Origin of the sequence: Bradyrhizobium sp. 521_C7_N1_3 (genome assembly GCF_052075975.1) — a bacterium.
Classification (GTDB): Bacteria; Pseudomonadota; Alphaproteobacteria; order Rhizobiales; family Xanthobacteraceae; genus Bradyrhizobium; species Bradyrhizobium japonicum.
The window spans coordinates 4,945,494-4,964,961 of record NZ_CP197232.1; the positions used below are offsets into that span (position 1 = coordinate 4,945,494).

20 protein-coding genes are annotated in these 19,468 nt (G+C 63.6%); 8 read left to right on the forward strand and 12 right to left on the reverse strand.

Annotated elements, in window-relative coordinates:
• Window positions 1-111 precede the first annotated feature (111 nt).
• Together AB7008_RS22710 and AB7008_RS22715 are read left to right on the forward strand one after the other, a co-directional pair.
• Window positions 112-1,248, forward strand: coding sequence for a thiolase family protein (locus AB7008_RS22710; protein ID WP_304493912.1), 1,137 nt, complete (start codon window positions 112-114; stop codon window positions 1,246-1,248).
• Window positions 1,245-1,607, forward strand: a complete 363-nt coding sequence (locus tag AB7008_RS22715; protein WP_028157707.1) for a Zn-ribbon domain-containing OB-fold protein — start codon at window positions 1,245-1,247, stop codon at window positions 1,605-1,607. Before AB7008_RS22710 ends, AB7008_RS22715 begins: the two co-directional genes overlap by 4 nt.
• A 253-nt stretch (window positions 1,608-1,860) precedes the next feature.
• Here the strand turns inward: AB7008_RS22715 and AB7008_RS22720 are convergent, their stop codons facing one another.
• A complete protein-coding gene (locus AB7008_RS22720; protein ID WP_152621283.1) occupies window positions 1,861-2,058 on the reverse strand; it encodes a hypothetical protein in 198 nt (65 codons plus the stop codon).
• Window positions 2,059-2,100: 42 nt separating this feature from the next.
• Between AB7008_RS22720 and AB7008_RS22725 the strand changes: the two genes are divergently transcribed.
• Window positions 2,101-2,628, forward strand: a complete 528-nt coding sequence (locus AB7008_RS22725) for a carboxymuconolactone decarboxylase family protein (RefSeq protein WP_028157706.1) — start codon at window positions 2,101-2,103, stop codon at window positions 2,626-2,628.
• A 26-nt stretch (window positions 2,629-2,654) separates the two neighbouring features.
• Window positions 2,655-2,957 carry a nucleoside triphosphate pyrophosphohydrolase family protein gene (locus AB7008_RS22730; RefSeq protein WP_014495972.1) on the forward strand — a complete coding sequence of 101 codons (303 nt, stop codon included), beginning with the start codon at window positions 2,655-2,657 and terminating at the stop codon, window positions 2,955-2,957.
• A gap of 155 nt (window positions 2,958-3,112) precedes the next feature.
• Here the strand turns inward: AB7008_RS22730 and glsA are convergent, their stop codons facing one another.
• From glsA to AB7008_RS22750, 4 genes are all read right to left on the reverse strand, one after another.
• Window positions 3,113-4,960, reverse strand: a complete 1,848-nt coding sequence (gene glsA, locus AB7008_RS22735) for a glutaminase A (RefSeq protein ID WP_441259563.1) — start codon at window positions 4,958-4,960, stop codon at window positions 3,113-3,115.
• Window positions 4,961-4,981: 21 nt separating this feature from the next.
• Complete coding sequence (locus AB7008_RS22740; protein ID WP_304493915.1) at window positions 4,982-7,054, reverse strand: TRAP transporter permease; 2,073 nt, start codon at window positions 7,052-7,054, stop codon at window positions 4,982-4,984.
• Window positions 7,055-7,090: 36 nt separating this feature from the next.
• Window positions 7,091-8,257, reverse strand: a complete 1,167-nt coding sequence (locus AB7008_RS22745) for a TAXI family TRAP transporter solute-binding subunit (RefSeq protein WP_028157703.1) — start codon at window positions 8,255-8,257, stop codon at window positions 7,091-7,093.
• Window positions 8,258-8,424: 167 nt separating this feature from the next.
• Entirely contained in the window at window positions 8,425-8,646 is a 222-nt protein-coding gene (locus AB7008_RS22750; RefSeq protein ID WP_028157702.1) for an acetyl-CoA carboxylase biotin carboxyl carrier protein subunit, read from the reverse strand.
• Window positions 8,647-8,740: 94 nt separating this feature from the next.
• On the opposite strand from AB7008_RS22750, the gene AB7008_RS22755 reads away from it, so the two are divergent.
• The 3 genes from AB7008_RS22755 (at window position 8,741) to AB7008_RS22765 (ending at window position 11,524) form a co-directional block, all read left to right on the forward strand.
• Window positions 8,741-9,715: an IclR family transcriptional regulator gene (locus AB7008_RS22755; protein ID WP_014495967.1), complete on the forward strand. Its 975-nt coding sequence runs from the start codon at window positions 8,741-8,743 to the stop codon at window positions 9,713-9,715.
• Window positions 9,645-11,204, forward strand: a complete 1,560-nt coding sequence (locus AB7008_RS22760; protein WP_441259564.1) for an acyl-CoA carboxylase subunit beta — start codon at window positions 9,645-9,647, stop codon at window positions 11,202-11,204. The genes AB7008_RS22755 and AB7008_RS22760 overlap by 71 nt, the downstream gene beginning before the upstream one ends.
• 143 nt (window positions 11,205-11,347) lie before the next feature.
• The gene (locus AB7008_RS22765) at window positions 11,348-11,524 is read left to right on the forward strand and encodes a hypothetical protein (protein WP_304493916.1); all 177 of its coding nucleotides are present in this window, start codon (window positions 11,348-11,350) and stop codon (window positions 11,522-11,524) included.
• A 132-nt stretch (window positions 11,525-11,656) separates the two neighbouring features.
• Here AB7008_RS22765 and AB7008_RS22770 read toward each other — a convergent pair whose 3' ends face one another.
• The 7 genes from AB7008_RS22770 to AB7008_RS22800 form a co-directional block, all read right to left on the reverse strand.
• Complete coding sequence (locus AB7008_RS22770; RefSeq protein WP_014495965.1) at window positions 11,657-11,932, reverse strand: DUF3303 domain-containing protein; 276 nt, start codon at window positions 11,930-11,932, stop codon at window positions 11,657-11,659.
• Between the two features lie 219 nt (window positions 11,933-12,151).
• Window positions 12,152-13,627, reverse strand: a complete 1,476-nt coding sequence (locus AB7008_RS22775) for an FAD-binding oxidoreductase (RefSeq protein WP_248882862.1) — start codon at window positions 13,625-13,627, stop codon at window positions 12,152-12,154.
• 163 nt (window positions 13,628-13,790) lie between these two features.
• Window positions 13,791-14,558: an amino acid ABC transporter ATP-binding protein gene (locus tag AB7008_RS22780; protein WP_028157698.1), complete on the reverse strand. Its 768-nt coding sequence runs from the start codon at window positions 14,556-14,558 to the stop codon at window positions 13,791-13,793.
• A 40-nt stretch (window positions 14,559-14,598) separates the two neighbouring features.
• Complete coding sequence (locus AB7008_RS22785; protein ID WP_248882864.1) at window positions 14,599-15,291, reverse strand: amino acid ABC transporter permease; 693 nt, start codon at window positions 15,289-15,291, stop codon at window positions 14,599-14,601.
• Window positions 15,288-16,082, reverse strand: coding sequence for an amino acid ABC transporter permease (locus AB7008_RS22790; protein WP_304493918.1), 795 nt, complete (start codon window positions 16,080-16,082; stop codon window positions 15,288-15,290). The genes AB7008_RS22785 and AB7008_RS22790 overlap by 4 nt, the downstream gene beginning before the upstream one ends.
• A gap of 61 nt (window positions 16,083-16,143) precedes the next feature.
• Window positions 16,144-17,040, reverse strand: a complete 897-nt coding sequence (locus AB7008_RS22795; RefSeq protein WP_304493919.1) for an amino acid ABC transporter substrate-binding protein — start codon at window positions 17,038-17,040, stop codon at window positions 16,144-16,146.
• A gap of 29 nt (window positions 17,041-17,069) precedes the next feature.
• Window positions 17,070-18,230 carry an aminotransferase class V-fold PLP-dependent enzyme gene (locus AB7008_RS22800; RefSeq protein WP_304493920.1) on the reverse strand — a complete coding sequence of 387 codons (1,161 nt, stop codon included), beginning with the start codon at window positions 18,228-18,230 and terminating at the stop codon, window positions 17,070-17,072.
• Window positions 18,231-18,467: 237 nt separating this feature from the next.
• On the opposite strand from AB7008_RS22800, the gene AB7008_RS22805 reads away from it, so the two are divergent.
• A complete protein-coding gene (locus AB7008_RS22805; protein ID WP_304493921.1) occupies window positions 18,468-19,262 on the forward strand; it encodes an IclR family transcriptional regulator in 795 nt (264 codons plus the stop codon).
• Window positions 19,263-19,468 lie beyond the last annotated feature (206 nt).

The window sequence follows — 19,468 nt, forward strand, 5'->3', positions numbered from 1 at the left end:
GGAGCGCGACGAAGTCGCGAGCCCGGAATCCATTGATCCTCCGCACATGGCTCGCGATGGATTCCGGGCTCGGCCCTTCGGGCCGCCCCGGAATGACGAGGAGGAGAGACGATGAGCTTCATCACCGGCGTCGGCCTCACGCCCTACGGCAAGCACGAAGGCTCATCCTCGCTCGACCTGATGAGCCGGGCCGCGCAAACAGCGCTCGACGATGCCGGGCTGAAGCGTTCGGACATCGACGGCATCCTCTGCGGCTATTCCACCGTCTCGCCGCACATCATGCTGGCGACGGTGTTTGCCGAGCATTTTGGCATCCGCCCGTCTTACGCGCATGCCGTGCAGGTCGGCGGCGCGACGGGCCTTGCCATGACCATGCTGGCCCATCACCTCGTCGAGGCGGGCGTCGCGCGCAACGTCCTCGTCGTTGCCGGCGAGAACCGGCTCACCGGGCAGAGCCGCGACGCTTCGATCCAGGCGCTGGCGCAGGTCGGTCATCCCGACTATGAGGTGCCGCTCGGCCCGACCATTCCGGCCTATTACGGCCTGGTCGCCACCCGCTACATGCACGAATACGGCGTGACGGAAGAGGACCTCGCTGAATTCGCGGTGCTGATGCGCGCGCATGCCTGCACCCATCCCGGCGCGCAATTCCACGATCCCATCACCGTCGCCGATGTCATGGCCTCGAAGCCGGTGGCAATGCCGCTCAAGCTGCTCGATTGCTGTCCGGTGTCGGACGGCGGCGCGGCCTTCGTCATCAGCCGTGAGCGGACCGGCGAGGCCGGCGTGCGCATCCGCGGCTGCGCCCAGGCGCATACCCATCAGCACGTGACGGCCGCGCCCGCGCTCAGCGAGCTCGGTGCTGAAATCTCCATCGCCCGCGCCAAGGAGGCCACCGGCCTTGCGATCTCCGACGTGCGCTACGCCGCGATCTACGACAGCTTTACGATCACGCTCGCCATGCTGCTGGAAGACCTTGGCCTCGCCGGCCGCGGCGAGGCGGCTGCGCGCGTGCGATCAGGTCATTTCAGCCGCGACGGCGCGATGCCGCTCAACACCCATGGCGGCCTGCTCAGCTATGGCCATTGCGGCGTCGGCGGCGCCATGGCGCATCTGGTCGAGGCGCATCTGCAGATGACGGGGCGGGCGGCTAGCCGCCAGGTGCGGGACGCCTCGATCGCGCTGCTGCACGGCGACGGCGGCGTGCTGTCGTCCCATGTGAGCATGTTTCTGGAGCGCGTGCGATGAGCGAACGAATCGCGGACTGGACCAAGGGCGAGCAGGCCATCACCTTTCAGACCTGCGGCGCATGCGGCCATGTGCAGTATTTCCATCGCGCCTTCTGCGCGGCCTGCGGCGCGCCCGATCCGCGCGATGCGCGCGCCAGCGGCAAGGGCAGGGTCTATGCGACCTCGCTGGTCTGCCGCGCCGCCACGCCCGAGACCCGGGCGCACGTGCCCTACAACATCCTGCTGGTCGATTGTGCCGAGGGCTTTCGCATGATGGCGCACGGCGAAACGAATCTAGCTATCGGCGATGAGGTCACTGCGAGCTTCCCGATGTTCGCCGGCAAGCTCGTGCCGTTCTTCAGCAAAAGGAAAGAGTAGGATCCGTCATTCGGGGGCGGTCCAAAGGACCGAGCCTGGAACGGGATTCTGGGCTTGGCTTGTGCGAGAGCCACCCCGGAATGACGAAAACACTCTACGCAACTCTTCCTAACGCCCGTAGAACAAGATGCTGGCGATGACGAGCATCGCCGTCACCGCCAGCATATGCGCGAGCGCTTCCGAGGCCGCCCCCTTGGTGGCTTCCTTCATGCCTTTTTCTCCCTAGACTTGGGCGTGACTCATCGTTGCACGGCTAGCGCACCCGACGGTCAATTGTTTTTACTCGGAACACCCCTTGCGAGTATTCACCGTGATTTGTCCCCACGCGGCGAATATCGACTGTGCCAAGGTCGATCAGCAATGCGGCGGCATTTTGACTCGATGATGTTGCTGTTGCGGTCACGCCAGAATACAGTTTCGCGGAACTCTCGCCGCTAACGACAAAAAGCATCAAAGGCCCAGGGAAATCGTCAGGGAAATCTTCAGGTAAATCATGGCCCGCATCAACTACAGCGACCCGATCAAGGCGTCCGACCGCACCCGCGAAATTCTCGACAAGAACCGCAACGCCAACATCTTCCGCATGATGGCGCACTCGCCGAGCTATTTTGAGCAGTATTGCCGGCTCGGCGGAGCCATCCGCCATAAGGGCGAGCTCGATCCCATCGTGCGCGAGCTCGCAATCACCCGCACCGGGATTTTGTGCGAGGCGCCGTATGAGATCGTCGCGCACAAGCGCATCGGCAAGAATGTCGGCGTCACCGATGAGCAGAACGAAGCGCTGGAGAATTGGCAGGCCGCGACCTGCTTCAACGAGGTGCAGCGCGCCGCACTCGCCTTCACCGACGAGATCGTGAAGCTGAAGAAGCCGACGGATGCGACGTTCAAGGCGATCGCATCGAAGCTGACACCGGCCGCGCTGGTCGAGCTCCAGCTTTCGGTCGGCTTCTACATCATGACGTCGAAATTTCTGGAGACCTTTGAAATCGACCTCCAGCCCGTCACGGAAGTGGTGGGCTGATCCAAAAACTGTGGCGAGGTTTGCCGATGACGATCGATGAATACGCGGTCTGGGCCGCGAGCATTGCGAAAGTCGATGAGCATCCGTCCAACGAGCGGCTGTCCTATCTTGGGCTCGGCCTCGCCGGCGAGTCCGGCGAGGTCGCCGACCACATCAAGAAGCTGCTGCGCGATGACTGGCTCGACAAGGCGGGCCTCGTCGATGAGCTCGGCGACGTCATCTACTACTGGGCTTGCCTGTGCGCCGCGACCGGCCAGCAGCCGTCCGAATTGCTCAAGGCGAGCGCGGCCAAGATCAAGCGACGGCTTAGCGAGGCAGCGAGCCGCTGAGCAGGAGGCGTACGCTGGGGGCACCGACAGTTCTCCGCAGCGTCATGGCCGGGCTTGTCCCGGTCATCCACGCCTTGCCACGCAGCGAAAAGAACGTGGATGCCCGGGACAAGCCCGGGCATGACGGCCTCTTGTGAATGAACCTCGGCCAGCCCTTACGTCGACGTCAGGATGTCGACCTTGGCGTTGGCGACGATCAGGCGGTCGGCGAGGAGCTGCGCCAGATTGCGCATGATGCGCTCGGAGGCCCTCGGGTGCTGCTTGCGGAAGCGCTCGAAGTCCTTCAGCGGCACCTCGAATGCGGTCGCTGCCATGTCCGCGAAAACATCGGCCGAACGCGTCGGCTCCAGCAGCGCCATCTCGCCGAAGGCCATGCCGGCGGTCAGCGTCGCCAGCCGCACGCCGTCGGGCAGGGTGACGTGCACGGCGCCGCTGCGCAGGAAGAACAGGGAATTGGCGGGGGCGCCTGTCGTGATGATCTTTGCCCCGGATGGAAAGCTCCGGATCGTGCAGATCGAGGCGAAGTCGGTCAACTCTTCCTCGCTCATGCCTGATAGCAGCGGCTGTTCGGCAAGCTCGGTGGTCTCGTGGAAATCGATCGAGCCGCCGTAGCGGTAGACGATCTGGTCTTCGGCCCATTCGATCGCGGTGTCGAGCAAATAGAAGTCGCGGACGTTCTTCAGCTCCGCCGTCCATTCCCGCAGGCTGTCCCATTCCTTCGACGCTCGCCTGACCCCTGACAGTACGACAGTCACGTTCAGCGCCGCCAGCTCCTCGAAGGCCTCGGCCACGAGCCGCGCCCCGGCGCGGGTGGTGGAGGTGACGCGGTGGAGATCGAAGATCACGATTTGCGGCCGCCGCTGTCCGGCCAGCCGGCGCGAGACATAGTCGACCGCCGACAGCGACAGCGTGCCGACCAGCTCGATGATCCGCACCTCCTGCTCGTGCGCGGCCAGAATCTCGCGCTCCTGAGGCCGGCGCACGCGCCGCGACGGGCTCTTGCCGATGTCGTAGTCGGCGATGACGGCGTTGCGCGCGTCGTCGCTGCGGTTGAGCATGTGCAGGTCGTAATGCGAGGACAGTGCCTCGCAGACCTTGATGCCGCGCACGCTGTTGCCGTGCTTATCGAGCTTCGGCGAATAGCTGCCGAGCCCGAGCCGGGCAGGGAGTGCGGCCAGGATGCCGCCGCCGACGCCGCTCTTGGCGGGGATGCCGATCCGGTAGATCCATTCGCCGGCATAGTCGTACATCCCCGACGACGTCATCACCGACAGCGTGCGCGAGATCGCGTAGGGCGTCAGCACCCGTTCGCCCGTGACCGGATTGACGCCGCGATTGGCGAGCGTCGCCGCCATCACCGCGATGTCGCGCGCCGTGACCAGCACCGCGCATTGCCGGAAATAGACGTCGAGCACGCCCGCGACATTGTCCGAGATCACCGCGTTGGTCTTGAGGAGGTAGCCGATGGCGCGGTTGCGGTCGCCGGTCTGGCTCTCCGAGCTGTAAACGGCCTCGTCCACCGCGAGATCGCGCCCCGCAAAGCGGCTGAGCGCGAGCCGGATCTGCTCGAAGGCGTCCGGGCCCTTGCTGTCATAGATCAGCCCGGTGCAGGCGATCGCGCCGGCATTGACCATCGGGTTGAACGGATGGTTGTCGGAATTGAGCCGGATCGAGTTGAAGGGATCGCCCGAGGGCTCGACGCCGATCGCGCTCTCGACGCGGCCGGCGCCCAGGAGGTCCAGCGCCAGCGCGAACGCGAACGGCTTTGACATCGACTGGATGGTGAAGGGCACCCGGCTGTCGCCGACCTCGTAGACATGGCCGTCCAGCGTCGCGAGGCTGATGCCAAAATGGGCAGGGTCGGCCTTGCTCAGCTCGGGGATGTAGTCGGCGACGTGGCCTGCGGTCTCGGCCGAGAATTCGTTGAGACAATTGCCCAGAAACCGCAGCAATGGCGGCTTCGAGCGGGTCCAGGCGGAGGCGAGAGGCGAGAGTGATGTCATCGCCCCTCTTGTGCAACGCAATCAGGGTGCGCGCAACCCGTCCGGCACCACGCCCTGCCGCCGGACCAGCAGCAGGGCGATCAAGACCGTGGGCACGAGGATCGCGAGGCCCAGCAGCGTGATCTGCATTTGCGACAGCGGCATGATCCCGCCGCCCGGGGTGGCCACGACAAAACCGCCGATCACCAGCAGCACCCGCAAAGGCCACTCCAGCATCCCGGCGCCGCGCAGATCGCCAACGAAGGGCTGGTAACCCTGGATGCCGCCGCAGATGAACAGCGTCCCGAACGCAGCGAGCGCCATCAGGCCGAGGCCGGCGAGATACGGACTCGGTCCCTGCAGCACCAGCGCCGGGTTGAGCACGAAGAAGAACGGGATGAAATAGATGATGCTGCCGACCCACATCGATTCCCAGCCGGTCTTCATCGCCGGCGAGCCGGCAATGCCCGCGGCGGCAAAAGAGGCGATCGCCACCGGCGGCGTGATAGACGACAGCATGCCCCAGTAGAAGATGAACATGTGCACGGCCATCTTGTTCAGCCCGAGCTTCTCAAGCGCGGGCGCGACCAGGATGGCGAGGAAGATGTAGCAGGCCGTGGTGGTCAGCCCGAGGCCGAGGATCAGGCTGGTGAGGGCGCACATGCCCAGCAGCAGGAAGGGATTGTCCCCGGCAATATGCAGGAGATCGTTGGCGAGGCTCGACACCACGCCGGTCATCGAGAACGCCCCGATCAGGAGGCCGCAGCCGGCGAGGATACCGACTAGCTCGACGAAGGTGCGTCCGTTGACCTCCAGGAACTTGCCGATCGTGCCGAGCGTCCAGCGCGTGTCCTTGGAGAAGAGCTGGTTGAGCACGAGCAGCAGCGCGGTGGCATAGAACGGCGCATGGCTTTCGCGCTTGAAGTAGAGCAGCATCACGATCAGGAGCGCGATCACGAAGACGTAGTACCAGCCGTCCCTGATCGTATCCATGATCCGCGGCAGCTCGGCGCGCGGAATGCCCTTCAATCCGTGGCGGGCTGCATAGGCGTCGACCTGCATGAACAGGCCGACATAGTAGAGCGCTGCCGGAATGATCGCGGCGATCGCGACATCGGCATAGCTGACGTTGAGGAATTGCGCGATCACGAAGGCGGTCGCGCCCATCACCGGCGGGGCCAGCACCGCGCCGGTGGAGGCGCAGGCCTCGATCGCGCCGGCATAGGACGCGCGAAAGCCGCTCTTCTTCATCACCGGAATGGTCATGGTGCCGGCGGTCAGCACGTTGGAGATGATCGAGCCCGACATCATGCCGAGCAGGCCGCTGGCGAAGATGCAGACCTTCGCCGCGCCGCCGCGAAACGTGCCGCAGAGCGCGAAGGCGAGATTGATGAAGAACTTTCCGGCGCCCGTCATCATCAGTGCGGTGCCGAACACGAGGAAGCCGATCACGGTGTCGGCAAAGGCCTGGATTGGAATGCCGAGCAGGCTCTCACCCGACAGCACGTGATAGGCGGTTGCCTGTTCCAGCGTCGATTGTGTGCCCCGGAACGGCCCGAGCCAGCTGGATTCGGCGAATAGCGGATAGACCGTGAAGGGGAGCACGCTCAGCAACAGGCTCCAGCCGCCGGTGCGGCGCAGCGCCTCCATCAGCATCACCCACATCACAAGGCCTGCGGCGATCACGGTGTTGGGCGCACCGCCGAATTCCCAGCCGGCCTCGGCCGCCTTGCGTACGTTCGACATCAGCAGCAGCGCGGCCGCGAAGGTCACGACGAAGCAGGCGAGATCGTACCATGGAATGCGGTCGAGGGATGCGCGCTCCGTGCCCGGGAAGATCAGGAACGTGAACGGCAGCATCAGGGCGATCAGGAGATAAAAGTACTCCGTGTTGAGCTGGGTGTAGCCGATGAAGAAGCGCAGCGAGAATTGCTGGTTGATGCAGAGCAGGATGGTTGCCGCCGTCGCGGCCACCAGCGTCCAGCGCCAGGCGCCGCGAAGCGTGCGGACGCGCGTCACCTCTGCTTCCTGCATGTTGCCGGCGGCGCCGTGCGGATCGTCGAACACGACCCGCTTGGCCTCGTCCTGCGGGGCGGTGGAGATGGAAGCAGACATGATCGACCCCGTGCGCGGGCTATAGACCGCTGTGGACTAGTCCTCGAACCCGTTCGGCATGTCGGCTTTCGCAAGCGCTGCCGCGCGCGCCTTCATCCAGCCATCGAGGAACGCCTTGTCGTCCGCCGGCGGATTGGATTTGCCGTACTCGGTCCACGCCGCGCCAAGCACCTCCTGCCGCTTGATCAGCTTGTTGTTGTGGGCTTCCTGCGCGTCAGACCATTGCCCGGCTTCTTTCAAGGCCTTCACCGCGCCGGGATGCACGGGCACCACCCAGTTCTTGGTCTGCCGGTCGGCGGCGAGCCCGCCGGCACCGGGCGCGGAGTCCTTGTAGGCGTCGTAGTTGACGATCATCGCCTTGGTCATCGCATAGACCTGGTCGGCCGGCTGCGAGGCATAGGCGACGAAGATCGGGTAGGGGTAGTTGCCGAGCTCGATCGGCTTGTCCGGCGTGATGCCGGCGCCGCAGGTCGCGGTCTGCGGGAAGAAGAACGAGCCGACCTTCTGCATCCGCGCCCAGCCTTCCTTGTCCTTCGCCGGCAGTGGCGGCCAGACCAGGCCGCGCGGCGAGGTCTCGGCTTCCTTGGCGGGGCCGGTGATGGTGGTGCCGAAGGCGGCGTCGGTGTCGTTGTTGATCAGGCCTTTCCACATCGCACCGTAGCTCGCGAACTCGACGACCTTGACGTCCTTCTGCGTCAGGCCTGCGAAGGCGAGCACCGCGAGCGAGTTCTGGTTCAACGCGGGCGAGCCCACGACGAATCCGACGCGCTTGCCTTTCAGGTCTTTCAGATCTTTCACGCCGCTATCGGCTGCGACCCCAAGCGAACCGCAATTGCAATCGACGCTCGAGAGCATGATCTGGAGCGGCTGCGGGCCCCATTCCTTCGAGCCGAACTCGAACACGCCTTCCTGCGCGAAATAGGTGCCCGATCCCATCGCGGATGACACCGCGCGCTTGGCACGCAGTGGTGCAAGCCGCGCGACGTCGTTGCCTGCGGGCAGCACGCGCACATCGGTGCCGTATTTGTCCTTCATCATCTTGCCGACGCCGACCGCGATGTTGAAGCCGGCGGTGCCGGTGTCATAGGCGGTGAACGTCAATGTCGCCGGCAGCTTGATGTCTTCGGCGATTGCATAGCGTGTAGACGCAAAAGAAATGCCCGCAACCAAGGCAGGCGCGAGCATGGTCAGCCCACGAAGCATGTTTCCCTCCAATCATCTCCGCGTTTGCCGCGAAGAGTTTCATTCTTTGTTTGAAACAGATTTTTGTTTGAAACAGATCATGTCATCGCGATCAGGCGATGGCAACGCCGTACCGCGTACGCGGCAATGAGGCAGACAGATTGTCGCGGAAGCCACGAATAATGCAGTCAGTTCGCGACGATCGCGATCGCCTGTCCTTCGGCGACGACATCGTCGAGCTTGACGAGCAGCGATGTGATCGTGCCGCTCGCGGGCGAGGGCACAGGTATCTCCATCTTCATGGCTTCGACGACTACAACGTCATCGCCATCCGCAACGGTTCCTCCAACTTGCACGGGAGTTGAGCAGATGCGGCCCGCGACCTCCGTGACGATCTTAATTTCTGGCATGCCATCGCCTTTTTGTTGTCGTCGCAAAATGCCTGAGGTAGCGTCGTCTGCAAGTGGAATTTAATTCCGCAGAGCGGAACGAACGGTAGGGAACATGGGACGACGATCGGAGCGGTTAAGCAGGCAAGGTGCGCTCGCTGGCGATGCCGGCGAGGGTGATGTCATCCAGGTGGTGTCGCGCGCGTTCGACGTGTTGCGATGCTTCGAGGGCCATGAGGCCCGACTCGGCAATCTCGAGATTTCAAATCGCTGCGGCCTGCCGCGTTCGACGGTGTCGCGGCTCACGCACACGCTGACGCGCATGGGCCAGCTGGTCTATCTGCCGCGCGACCAGAAGTATCGCATCGGTCCGAGCGCGGTGGCGATGAGCGCCTCGATGATGAAGGGCGCGCAGCTGCGCAGCATGATCCGGCAGCGGCTGCAGGAAGTCGCCGAGCAATTGCCGGGCACCGTCGGGTTCGTCGTCCCCGATCGCTTCCATCTGGTCTATCTCCAGTTCGCGCGCTCGGCGACGGCGCTCGGTCTGCATGAGGGCACCGGCAGCCGCATCTCGATGGCCTCCACGGCCGCAGGCGCGGCCTACACTGCGGCGCTGGCGCCTGAGGTCGGCGACACCTTCATCGCGGACATGGAGCGGGAAGCTCCCGAGGCTGCAAAAATCCTGAGGCCCCGCATCGAGGCCAACCGGCAGTCGTTGCGCGAGCACGGTTATGTCGTGGCCTGCGGTCTGTGGAGCCCGCACATCAACGGGCTCGCGGTGCCGATCTGGTCGCCGCAGTACCAGACCTTCGTCGTCATCACGATCGGCCTTCTGTCGTCGATGTATGACGAGCAGCGCCTGCATGCCGAAGTCGCGCCGCTGATGCTCGCGCTCGGCCGCTCGCTCGGCAGCCTGCTCGAAGGCGCCGAAGGTGATGTCTTCAGCAACCGCCTCTCGCGCAAACCGGTCGCAATGGCCGTGCATAACAATAACAAGCCGATCAATTCGGAGGGAGTGAATGAACTGGAAGCCGGAACTCGACGAGCTCGCCCGGCGCGAAGCCTTCGCGCGGGAGATGGGCGGCGTTGACAAGGTCAAGCGTCAGCATGACCAGGGCCGACTGACTGTTCGGGAGCGTATCGACAGACTGATCGACAGCGGTAGCTTTCACGAGATCGGTGCCGTCTCCGGCATCGGTGAGTACGATTCCAGCGGCGAGTTGCAGAAGTTGACGCCGGCGAACTGCGTGTTCGGCCGCGCGCGCGTCGAAGGCCGCACGGTCGTCGTGGTCGGCGACGATTTCACCGTCCGCGGTGGCTCGGCCGATGCGTCGATCTCGGCGAAGCCGTTGATGGCGGAGGAGATGGCGCACGATTTCCGTCTGCCCATCGTTCGCATCATCGAGGGCTCCGGCGGCGGCGGCTCGGTCAAGACCATCGAGACCAAGGGCGCGGCCAATCTGCCGGGCGGCATCGGCGGCACGCGCTGGTATCGCTTCACGACGGAGAATTTGTCGCGCGTGCCGGTCGTCGCGCTCGGTCTCGGCTCGGTCGCAGGCCTTGGCGCGGCGCGCCTGGCCGCCAGCCATTATTCCATCATGACCCGGAAGTCCGCGATGTTCGTTGCGGGCCCGCCGGTGGTGAAGGCGCTCGGGCAGGACCTCACCAAGGAGGAGCTCGGCGGCGCCGACATCCAGACCCGCGCCGGCGCGGTCGATCACGCCGTCGATACGGAAGAAGAGGCGTTCGCCTGCGCGCGGCGTTTCCTCTCTTATCTGCCGTCATCGGTCTATGAGCTGCCGCCGACCTTGCCCTGCACCGATGATCCGGAACGCACCGAAGAAGCCCTGATGAACGCGGTGCCGCGCAACCGCAAGCAGGTCTACAAGATGCGGCCGATCGTCGAGCAGGTCGTCGACAAGGGCTCGTTCTTCGAGGTCGCCAAGAATTTCGGCAAGCCAATCATCGTCGGTCTCGCCCGGCTCGAGGGCAGGGCGGTGATGGTGCTTGCGAGCGACAGTTTCCACTATGGCGGCTCGTGGACCGCGGATGCATGCCAGAAGGTGGTGCGCTGGGTCGACTTCGCCGAAACCTTCCACCTGCCGATCGTCTATCTCATGGACTGCCCGGGCTTCATGATCGGCCTCGATGCCGAGAAGGCGGCCACCATCCGCCACGGCGTCCGTGCCATGGCTGCGGTCAACCAGACCACGGTGCCCTGGTGCACCGTGATCCTGCGCAACGCCTTCGGTGTCGCCGGCGTGGTGCATCAGCCCGCCGACCGCTTCTCGATCCGCTACGCCTGGCCCTCGGCCTATTGGGGCTCGCTGCCGCTAGAGGGCGGCATCGAAGCCGCCTACCGCGCCGACATCGATGCGGCCGAGGACAAGGCGGGCAAGCTGAGGGAGATCGAGGAACGTCTCAACAAGCTGCGCTCGCCGTTCCGCTCGGCCGAGAAGTTCTGGGTCGAGGAGATCATCGATCCCAGGAAGACGAGGTCGCTGCTGTGCGAGTTCGCGAGGCTCGCCGAGCCGTTGCGGAAGCCGGGGCCGCCGGAGAACTTTTCGATCAGACCGTAGGCTGCGGTCACTGCCAGCAACCGGGTGCGCGCGAAGCGAGGCCCCGATGACAGGCTCCGCGAAGCAATCCTGACATTACCCGCGCAGGCCGTCTGGATTGCTTCGTCGCTCCGCTCCTCGTGGCGCGGCGAAAGTCGTGATGGATGGAACCATTCGCGGCGCCGCGCATTCAAACGCGCATGAGGAACCTGTATTTCGGCATCGGGGCTCTCGCCGCCGCGCTGGTTCTCTTTACGATTTGGCTGGGCCAGCATGAACGGGAGGCATCAATCGATCGCCTCGAGCAATGGGTGATTCCGCGCTCGCCACCTGAGCGCTGAAGGCATCGCGGCCGTCACTGACGGCCCTATCGAAATACCCGCAAACACTTCCACCGGACAGATCGACATTTTAAGCCTGCCGGGGATGCCACTGCCGCCGGTCTTCGGCGGCAATGGCATGAGGATTGACGATTAGCGCTTGGGCAGCGAGGCCATCACTTCGCCCGCGTCGCCATCCTCCAGACAGGGTGTGACGGTCAATGGGAGCAGGTCGGCCCACTGAGCGTGCCAGCGATACATCGCCTTTGGATCGCTCGATTCAGAGATCGCAAATCCCTGTCCGTTCATGCCATGCCACCGGCCCAGCATCTTGACGCCTTCGGGTGGCGCTCCGCCGGTTTCCAGAAAGCGGCTGACGGCCGCATTGAAGGTGCCTTGAGGTACGCTCCAGCTTGTAATGAATTTCATGCGATTCTCCCATAATCTGAATTATTGGATGAATGCCGCGGCTGCGCCGCCCGCGCACAATAGCGCTGGCGTGTCGAATAACAACGGCGAATGAAGCCGTGGGTTAGCGCGATGCGGAAGCCGAAACGGACTTGGTCGTGTGTCCAAGGCGAGTGTTCGTGTTCTGCTACCGCTCCGACATCGACGTAGCCGAGGACAAGGCGGCGAAGCGTCACCTCATCACAGCCGCAGCACCTTGCCCGGATTCATGATGTTCTGCGGATCGAGCGCGCGCTTGATGGTGCGCATGATGTCGAGCTCGGTCTTCGACCGGTAGTGACTGAGCTCGTCGAGCTTGTCGATGCCGATGCCGTGCTCCGCCGAGATCGAGCCGCCCATGGAGGTGATGAGATCGTTCACGGCCCGCGTGATGGCGGACGAATATTGGGTCAGCGTCTGCTGATCCATGCCCTTGGGACCCATGAACGAGAAATGCAGATTGCCGTCGCCGATGTGCCCCAAAGGATAGGGGCGGATGGTCGGGAGAATGTCGAGCACGGCCTTGAGCCCCTGGTCGATGAATCCGGGAATCCTGGAGATGGCCACCGACACGTCGTAGCTCAGTCCCGGCCCCTCGGCACGGGAGGCCTCGGCGACGCTTTCCCGGATGCGCCACATGTTGCGCGATTGATTTCCGGTGTGCGCGATCGCCGCGTCGAGCACGCGGCCGGCCTCGAGCTGGTCGGCGAGAAACTGCTCCAGCTTCTCGGTCATGCCCTCGGTCCCGTCTTGTCGGGCCCGCGAGGACGACCATTCGAGCAGGAGGTACCATGGCGTGTCCGCCTTGAGAGGATCCTGGGTGCCGGGGATATGGCGCAGCACCATGTCGATGGCGCTGCGGCTCATCAGCTCGCAGGAGCCGACATTGTCCCCTGATGCGGCATGGGCTTCGGACAGGATCTCCAGCGCTGCGCGCGGATCGCGGACCGCCAGCCACGCCGTGCAGACGTCCTTCGGCGCCGGCCACAGCTTGAGGACGGCCTTCGTGATGATGCCCAGCGTTCCCTCGGCGCCCATGAAAAGGTGCTTGAGGTCGTAGCCCGTGTTGTCCTTCTTGAGCGCGCGCAGTCCGTCCCAGACGTCCCCGTTGGCCAGCACGACTTCGAGTCCCAAGACGAGATTGCGGGCATTGCCATAGCGGAGCACCTGCACGCCGCCGGCGTTCGTCGACAGATTGCCGCCGATCATGCATGAGCCCTGGGCGCCAAGGCTGAGCGGCAGGAACCTGTCGTGACGGCTTGCGGTCTCCTGAAGCGTCTGGAGAACGCAGCCGGCCTCGACCGTCATCGCGTAGCCGACGGCATCGACGTCCAGCACGCGGTTCATGCGGCCGAGCGACAGCACGATGCCGGTATGCGCCGGCCAGGGCGTGGCGCCGCCCATCAGGCCGGTGTTGCCACCCTGCGGCACGATCGCGACGCCGTGCTCATGGCAAAGCCGGACGACTTTGGAGACTTCCTCGGTGCTGCCGGGACGAACGACGGCGCCCGCGCCGCCGACCAGCGATCCACGCCAGTCCGTCACGAACGGCTGCTTGCCGTGCTCGTCCTCGATGAGGCCCTTCTCGCCGACGATCGCGCGCAACGCATCGCGCATCGGGGCGGTCAAAGGAGCGGTCGGGATGGTGGGTAGGGACGACGGGAAGGCAGCCGGCATTTTGTTTCCCCTGGCGCATCTTGGTGTGCACTGCGCACGTGACGTGCGGGGACATTCTCCACGTTTGCGGCGGGGAGTCTAATGGCAATATGTCTCGAAGCTGGGGACCCGGGAGGAACGCGTCGAGCAGGGCCCGTCAGCTTGGTCTCGGTCGAGCGGGATCCTAGTGGATGATCTGGTTCAGGAAACCCTTCGCCCGCTCCGTGCGCGGGGCCCGGAAGAATGTCTCCGGATCCGCCTCCTCAACGATGCTTCCGCGATCCATGAAGACGACCCGGTCGGCGACCTCGCGGGCGAATCCCATCTCGTGCGTCACGCAGACCATCGTCATTCCATCTCGCGCCAGCTCGACCATGGTGTCCAGCACCTCCTTGACCATCTCGGGGTCGAGAGCGGATGTCGGTTCGTCGAACAGCATGATCTTGGGCTGCATGCACAGCGCCCGCGCGATGGCGACGCGTTGCTGCTGGCCACCCGACAATTGCGCGGGATACTTGTCCGCCTGATCCTGGATGCGGACCTTCCGCAGCAGGCCGAGTGCGCGATCGCGCGCTTCCGCTTGCGAGATGCCGCGAACCTTGATCGGAGCCAGCATGCAGTTCTCGGCGACCGTGAGGTGCGGAAAGAGGTTGAAGCTCTGAAAGACCATTCCGACCTCGCAGCGCACGCTGTTGATGTCGGCCATGCGGTTGCTCAATTCGACGCCGTCGACGACGATCCTGCCGGCGTCGTGTTTCTCGATGTGGTTGATGCACCGGATGAGCGTCGACTTGCCGGAGCCCGAAGGGCCGCAGAGGACGATCTTCTCGCCCTTGCCGACCCTGAGGTTGACGTCGTTCAGCGCATTGAATGCGCCGAATCGCTTCATCACGTTCTCGACGAGGACGATTGCACCGGGCTGTGTGGCATTGCTGACAGTCGCTTGAGGCATGTTCGTCTCCCAAATACGGGGCCGTTTGGTATCCCGATGATCATCGTGCCGTCGCAAGGCCGTATCGCCTGCGAAGGGTGGCGACGCACTGGGAGGCCACCGAGCTGATGACGAGGTAGGCCACCGCGACGAAGAGGTACATCTCGACGAGACGTCCATTGAGCTGTGCGAGCTTGGAAGCCGCGCCCAGAAGATCCGTCAACGACAGCACGTAAACGAGAGACGTGTCCTGAAACAGGATGATCGTCTGGCTCAGGATGATCGGACTCGCCACGCGAAGGACCTGCGGCAGAACGACATGGCGGTAGGTGTCGTAGGTCGACAGCGCGAGCGCCTGTGAGGCCTCGAACTGCCCCTTGTTCACGGCCCGCAGTCCGACGCGGATGATCTCGGAGTAGTAGGCGGCTTCAAACAAGCCAAAGGTGATGAACGCCGTGTAGGTAGCCCCGATCGGAATCGGGCGGCCGTTGCCGCTCAGGTGCCCAAGCACGATCGGTACCAGGAAGAAGAACCAGAAGAGGACCAGGATCAACGGGATTGACCGGATGATCGCAACGTAGCCGCGGACGATCTGCGCGAACACCGGGACCTCGAAGTGCTGTACCAGCGCAAGGCAGGTCCCGAGGACCATGCCGATGGCGAATGCGGCCGCCGTGAGCGAAAGCGAGAAGAGCAGGCCAGACCAGAGATAAGGCCACGACTGCGCGACGATCGAGAAATCGAGGGTATTCATTTCACGGTCTCCATGGCGCCGGGCAGAGCGCTGCCTTGCTGCATGTCGGCGGCGAGATCCTGTTCAGCAGTGAGCTTCACCGGGGCGCTGCCCGGAATCCTGATGGCCTTGTCGATGAGCGTCATGATCTGATACGCAACCAGCGCCAGGCAAAGATAGATGATCGTCGCTGCGCCGAACGCCGAGAATGTCTGGAACGTTGCCTCGCTGATCTGGCGCGCCTGTGCGGTGAGCTCCATCAAGCCGATCGTGAGTGCGACGGAGGTGTTCTTGTATATTCCCATCACCTCGCTGGTGAGGCTCGGCACGATCAGGCGCAGAGCCTGCGGCACGACGACGTATCGATAGGTGAGGTAGCCGCTGAGGCCGAGAGCGTTGGCGGCCTCGATCTGCCCCTTCGGAAGCGCTTCGATGCCGGCCCGGACCTGCTCGGCTATTCGAGACGCGGTGTAGAGTCCGAGGCACAGGAGTGCCGGGAAGAACGATGCCCAAGGCGGCGGCATCTGCTTGATGGCATTTCCGAGCGCGGCCGGCACCACCTCCGGGAAAACGAAGTACCAGAGGAACATCTGCACCAGGACGGGGATGTTTCGGAATATCTCGACGTAGAGCCGGGCCGGAATCGAGACGAAGCGATTCTGGACTGTGCGGCCGACGCCGACGAACACGCCGATGCCGAAGGCGATCCACCAGCCGAAGAAGGCCAGAGCCAGGGTCCAACCGAGACCCGACAGAAGCCAGTCGATATAGCGCTGGCCGTCTGCCGCCTGTTCAAAAAGCACTCCGAACATCGCGAGCCTCCGGGTTGCAGTGCGGACGAGGATGACCTTCCGGGACGATCAGATCCGTCAATCAGTCGACGGCATCGCTGGGATGTGCGATCCGCTCCATCAACTCGTCGGTGAGCGGGAATGCGAGGTTCTCACCCTTGGGCGGGATTGGCCTGGTGAACCATTTCGCGTAGGTCTTCTCGAATTGGCCGGATGCCATCTGCTTGGAGAGAACGTCGTCGACAAGCCTCTTGAAGCCGGCATCGCCCTTGGTGAACATCAGCCCATAGTAGATCTTCGCGTAACCCTCGGAAAGGAACAGGAGCGCGTCCGGATTCGGCGCCGCAGCCTTGAGCCCGGCGAGGAGGATATCGTCCTCCATGAAGGCGACGGCACGGCCGGTGTTCAGCATCAGGAAGGACTCCGCATGGTCCTTGGCCTGGACGATGTTGAGGCCGAGCTGCTCCTTGGCGTTGACGCTCTGCGCGAAACCCACCGCGTTGGAGCCTTGCGTGACGACAACCGTCTTGCCTTTCAGGTCGCCGGCGGTCTTCACGCCGCTGGCGGCCTTGACGAGCCAGCGCGGCTGGCTGACGAACGTTGCGACCGAGAACGAGACCTGCTCCTGCCGCTTCTTGTCGTTGGCGGTGCCGCCGCATTCGATGTCGACGGTCCCACTCTGGATCAGGGGAATCCGGTTCGAGGAGTTCACCGGCGTGTAGCTGACCTTCAGACTGGGCAGCTTCAGCTCATCCTTGATGCGATCGACGATCGTCGCGCAGAGATCGAGCGAGAAGCCGACGGGCTTCTGATCCGGCCCAAGGTATGAGAACGGTATCGAAGACTCACGGTAGCCGATCGTGATCGAGCCGCTGGATTTGATCTTGTCGAGCGTCGGGCTGTCGGCTGCCGTGGACGGGCTTGCGTTGATAGCCAGGAGCGCCGGGAGAAGTCCCAAGACCTGAACGAGATTCTTCATGGTTTTTGCCTTCCGATCGTTTGTCAAATTCAAGCCGCGACGGACGGGCGTCTGAGCCCGCGCCGACGGATGACGTCGATCAGCCGATCGATGTCGGTGGCGGTGTTGAACATGCCGAGCGAGACGCGAATGCCATCTCGTTCGGGCGACACGCGCACGCCGTTCTCCTCGAAATGGCCGAGCCAGTCTGCCGCGGGCAGGGCGATGACGTAGATGTGCGGAGCGCGATGCTTGCGCTCGCGCGGGCCAACGAGGCGGACGCCCAGCTCGTCCAGGCGCGCAATCAGGTGATCGCCGAGATCGAAGCAGTGGTTCTGGATGTTCTGCACCCCGATCTGCTCGATCATGTCGAGCGAAGCACCGAGGGCGTGGACTGCGGGTAGATTGAAGTTGCCGAGCTCGAAGCGCTTGGCGGCCGGCGAGGGCGCCATCCTGTCGGCACGCGCGATGAGATCGCTCGGGATCTCGGCGAGGCTCGCAGCCGCCAGATAGGTCGGCTCCAGCTCTTTGAGCGTCTTGTCCCAATAGAGCAGTCCGAGCCCTTGCGGAACCAGTAATCCCTTGTGGCTGCCGGAGCCGATGAAGCTTGCGCCGATCGCCTTGGCGTCGACAGGCACGACTCCGATGGCCTGCATCACGTCTACCACGAAGTGGAGTTTGTTCCTGACGCACAGCGCGCCGACGCTCTCGATGTCAAAGCGGTGCCCGGCGTGAAAAGTCACATGCGACATCGAGATCGCACGCGTCCTTTCGTCAATGAAGGGAGCAAAGCTGTCGGCGTCGACGACCTCCGTCATTGGGATGAAGCGGACCTCGACGCCTTTCCGTTGCAGATTGAGGAACGCGTAGGCGTTGTTCGGATGATCGCCGTGGATCATCAGGACGTTGTCGCCGGCCTGTAGCGGCAGTGCGTTTGCCGCAATGTTCATGCTTTCCGACGTGTTCTTCGTGAAGGCAATCTCATCCGCCGTCACACCGAGAAAGCGGGCGACTTTGGCACGGGTCTGCTCGACCCGATCGAGCCAGACACTCTTCGGACCGGCTGTCTCGAAGCCCTCGCGAAGGAAAAGCTCGATCGCGGCCTTCACGGGACGCGCGAGCGGCGTTTGAAACCCGGAATCCAGATAGACCATCCGTTCGACCGCGGGGAATTCCTTCCTCACAGCGTCCACGTCGTAATGACGAGACATGCACATCTCCTGTTGAGCGCGCCGGCAGAACTTGGCTCCGGGCCAAGCGGCGGAGCGCGATTTTCGGAACGGCGAGACCGCATTGCACAATTTCTGGTCAATCGCCGGCGACGCCAAGAATATGAGCTTTCAGGATTTCGACAATCAGTTTTGTCGAATTTCAATAGGTTTAATTCCGAAAAATGATAATACTTGGCGTTGGCCTTGATTTCACTTCCAGTTTTGGCCGGGTGGGAAATGACGAAGCGAAATGAGAAGGATGGACCGTTGGATCGGGCGTTCGCGATCGTTCGGCATGTTGCCGACCAACGCAAAGCCGTCTCGGCCGCGGAGATCGCAAAGGCTCTTTCGTTGCCGCTTCCAACGGCACACAGGTTGATCGGAAACCTCGAAGACCGCGGACTGCTTCAGAAGGCGTTGGGTACCAAGCGGTACGTTGTGGGAAACCAGCTCGTCACACTGTCGGCCACCGTCATCGGCGCTGCATTTCGCACCGCGCGGCGGCACGCGGTGCTTCGGGCGGTTGCGGGAGAAATCGGAGAACAGTGTGAGATCGGCGTCGTGCGCGACAACGTCGTTGCCTATGTCGACAGCGTTCGCGTTTCGGAGCCGCAAGGTCTTCAGTTCAATCCGGGAGAAGCGGCGCCGTTACACTGCACGTCGACCGGAAAGATCTATATGAGCAGACTGCCCGAGCGGATCCGGGCGAAGCTGTGCCGCGCGCTACCCCTGACCAAATTCACCGAAACGACGATCGTCGATGTCCACGCGCTGATGAAGGTTCTCGAGGAGACGCGACAACGCGGTTGGGCCAAGACAAACGAAGAGTACGTCAAGGGGGTGGTCGGGTGCGCCGTCCCCATTCTGTCGCCGGATCGGGAGTTGATCGCTTGCCTCGGCGTGTCCGTACCGGTGGCCCGCGTGAGCTTCGCCGAGTTGGACCGCTTCATAGCGCCGCTTCAAAAGGCCGCCGCTCTGCTGTCGGGGACCATTCTGCAAGTCGAAGACGACGATGGCGCGGATGCCCAATGACGGCATGATGCCTTGGCGTCTGTACCATAGCCGCGGTTGACCAGACCGACGTGCCTGCTGAGCGGTGATGCTGCGCAGCCCGCCGGACGCTCCCGCAAGCGCCGGCGTTGAGGTCGTATCGACCTCACCGGAGGCCGCTTACCCCTCAATCTCTGCGATCGCGTTTAACCGACGTTAATGATGTCCTCTCGATATGGAACATCCCA

Bases quoted from the DNA above. Each gene is read 5' to 3' on its own strand.
- AB7008_RS22710 (WP_304493912.1), top strand. From the start codon at position 112: ATGAGCTTCATCACCGGCGTCGGCCTCACGCCCTACGGCAAGCACGAA.
- AB7008_RS22715 (WP_028157707.1), top strand. From the start codon at position 1,245: ATGAGCGAACGAATCGCGGACTGGACCAAGGGCGAGCAGGCCATCACC.
- AB7008_RS22720 (WP_152621283.1), bottom strand. From the start codon at position 2,058: ATGCTTTTTGTCGTTAGCGGCGAGAGTTCCGCGAAACTGTATTCTGGC.
- AB7008_RS22725 (WP_028157706.1), top strand. From the start codon at position 2,101: ATGGCCCGCATCAACTACAGCGACCCGATCAAGGCGTCCGACCGCACC.
- AB7008_RS22730 (WP_014495972.1), top strand. From the start codon at position 2,655: ATGACGATCGATGAATACGCGGTCTGGGCCGCGAGCATTGCGAAAGTC.
- glsA (WP_441259563.1), bottom strand. From the start codon at position 4,960: ATGACATCACTCTCGCCTCTCGCCTCCGCCTGGACCCGCTCGAAGCCG.
- AB7008_RS22740 (WP_304493915.1), bottom strand. From the start codon at position 7,054: ATGTCTGCTTCCATCTCCACCGCCCCGCAGGACGAGGCCAAGCGGGTC.
- AB7008_RS22745 (WP_028157703.1), bottom strand. From the start codon at position 8,257: ATGCTTCGTGGGCTGACCATGCTCGCGCCTGCCTTGGTTGCGGGCATT.
- AB7008_RS22750 (WP_028157702.1), bottom strand. From the start codon at position 8,646: ATGCCAGAAATTAAGATCGTCACGGAGGTCGCGGGCCGCATCTGCTCA.
- AB7008_RS22755 (WP_014495967.1), top strand. From the start codon at position 8,741: ATGGGACGACGATCGGAGCGGTTAAGCAGGCAAGGTGCGCTCGCTGGC.
- AB7008_RS22760 (WP_441259564.1), top strand. From the start codon at position 9,645: ATGAACTGGAAGCCGGAACTCGACGAGCTCGCCCGGCGCGAAGCCTTC.
- AB7008_RS22765 (WP_304493916.1), top strand. From the start codon at position 11,348: ATGGAACCATTCGCGGCGCCGCGCATTCAAACGCGCATGAGGAACCTG.
- AB7008_RS22770 (WP_014495965.1), bottom strand. From the start codon at position 11,932: ATGAAATTCATTACAAGCTGGAGCGTACCTCAAGGCACCTTCAATGCG.
- AB7008_RS22775 (WP_248882862.1), bottom strand. From the start codon at position 13,627: ATGCCGGCTGCCTTCCCGTCGTCCCTACCCACCATCCCGACCGCTCCT.
- AB7008_RS22780 (WP_028157698.1), bottom strand. From the start codon at position 14,558: ATGCCTCAAGCGACTGTCAGCAATGCCACACAGCCCGGTGCAATCGTC.
- AB7008_RS22785 (WP_248882864.1), bottom strand. From the start codon at position 15,291: ATGAATACCCTCGATTTCTCGATCGTCGCGCAGTCGTGGCCTTATCTC.
- AB7008_RS22790 (WP_304493918.1), bottom strand. From the start codon at position 16,082: ATGTTCGGAGTGCTTTTTGAACAGGCGGCAGACGGCCAGCGCTATATC.
- AB7008_RS22795 (WP_304493919.1), bottom strand. From the start codon at position 17,040: ATGAAGAATCTCGTTCAGGTCTTGGGACTTCTCCCGGCGCTCCTGGCT.
- AB7008_RS22800 (WP_304493920.1), bottom strand. From the start codon at position 18,230: ATGTCTCGTCATTACGACGTGGACGCTGTGAGGAAGGAATTCCCCGCG.
- AB7008_RS22805 (WP_304493921.1), top strand. From the start codon at position 18,468: ATGACGAAGCGAAATGAGAAGGATGGACCGTTGGATCGGGCGTTCGCG.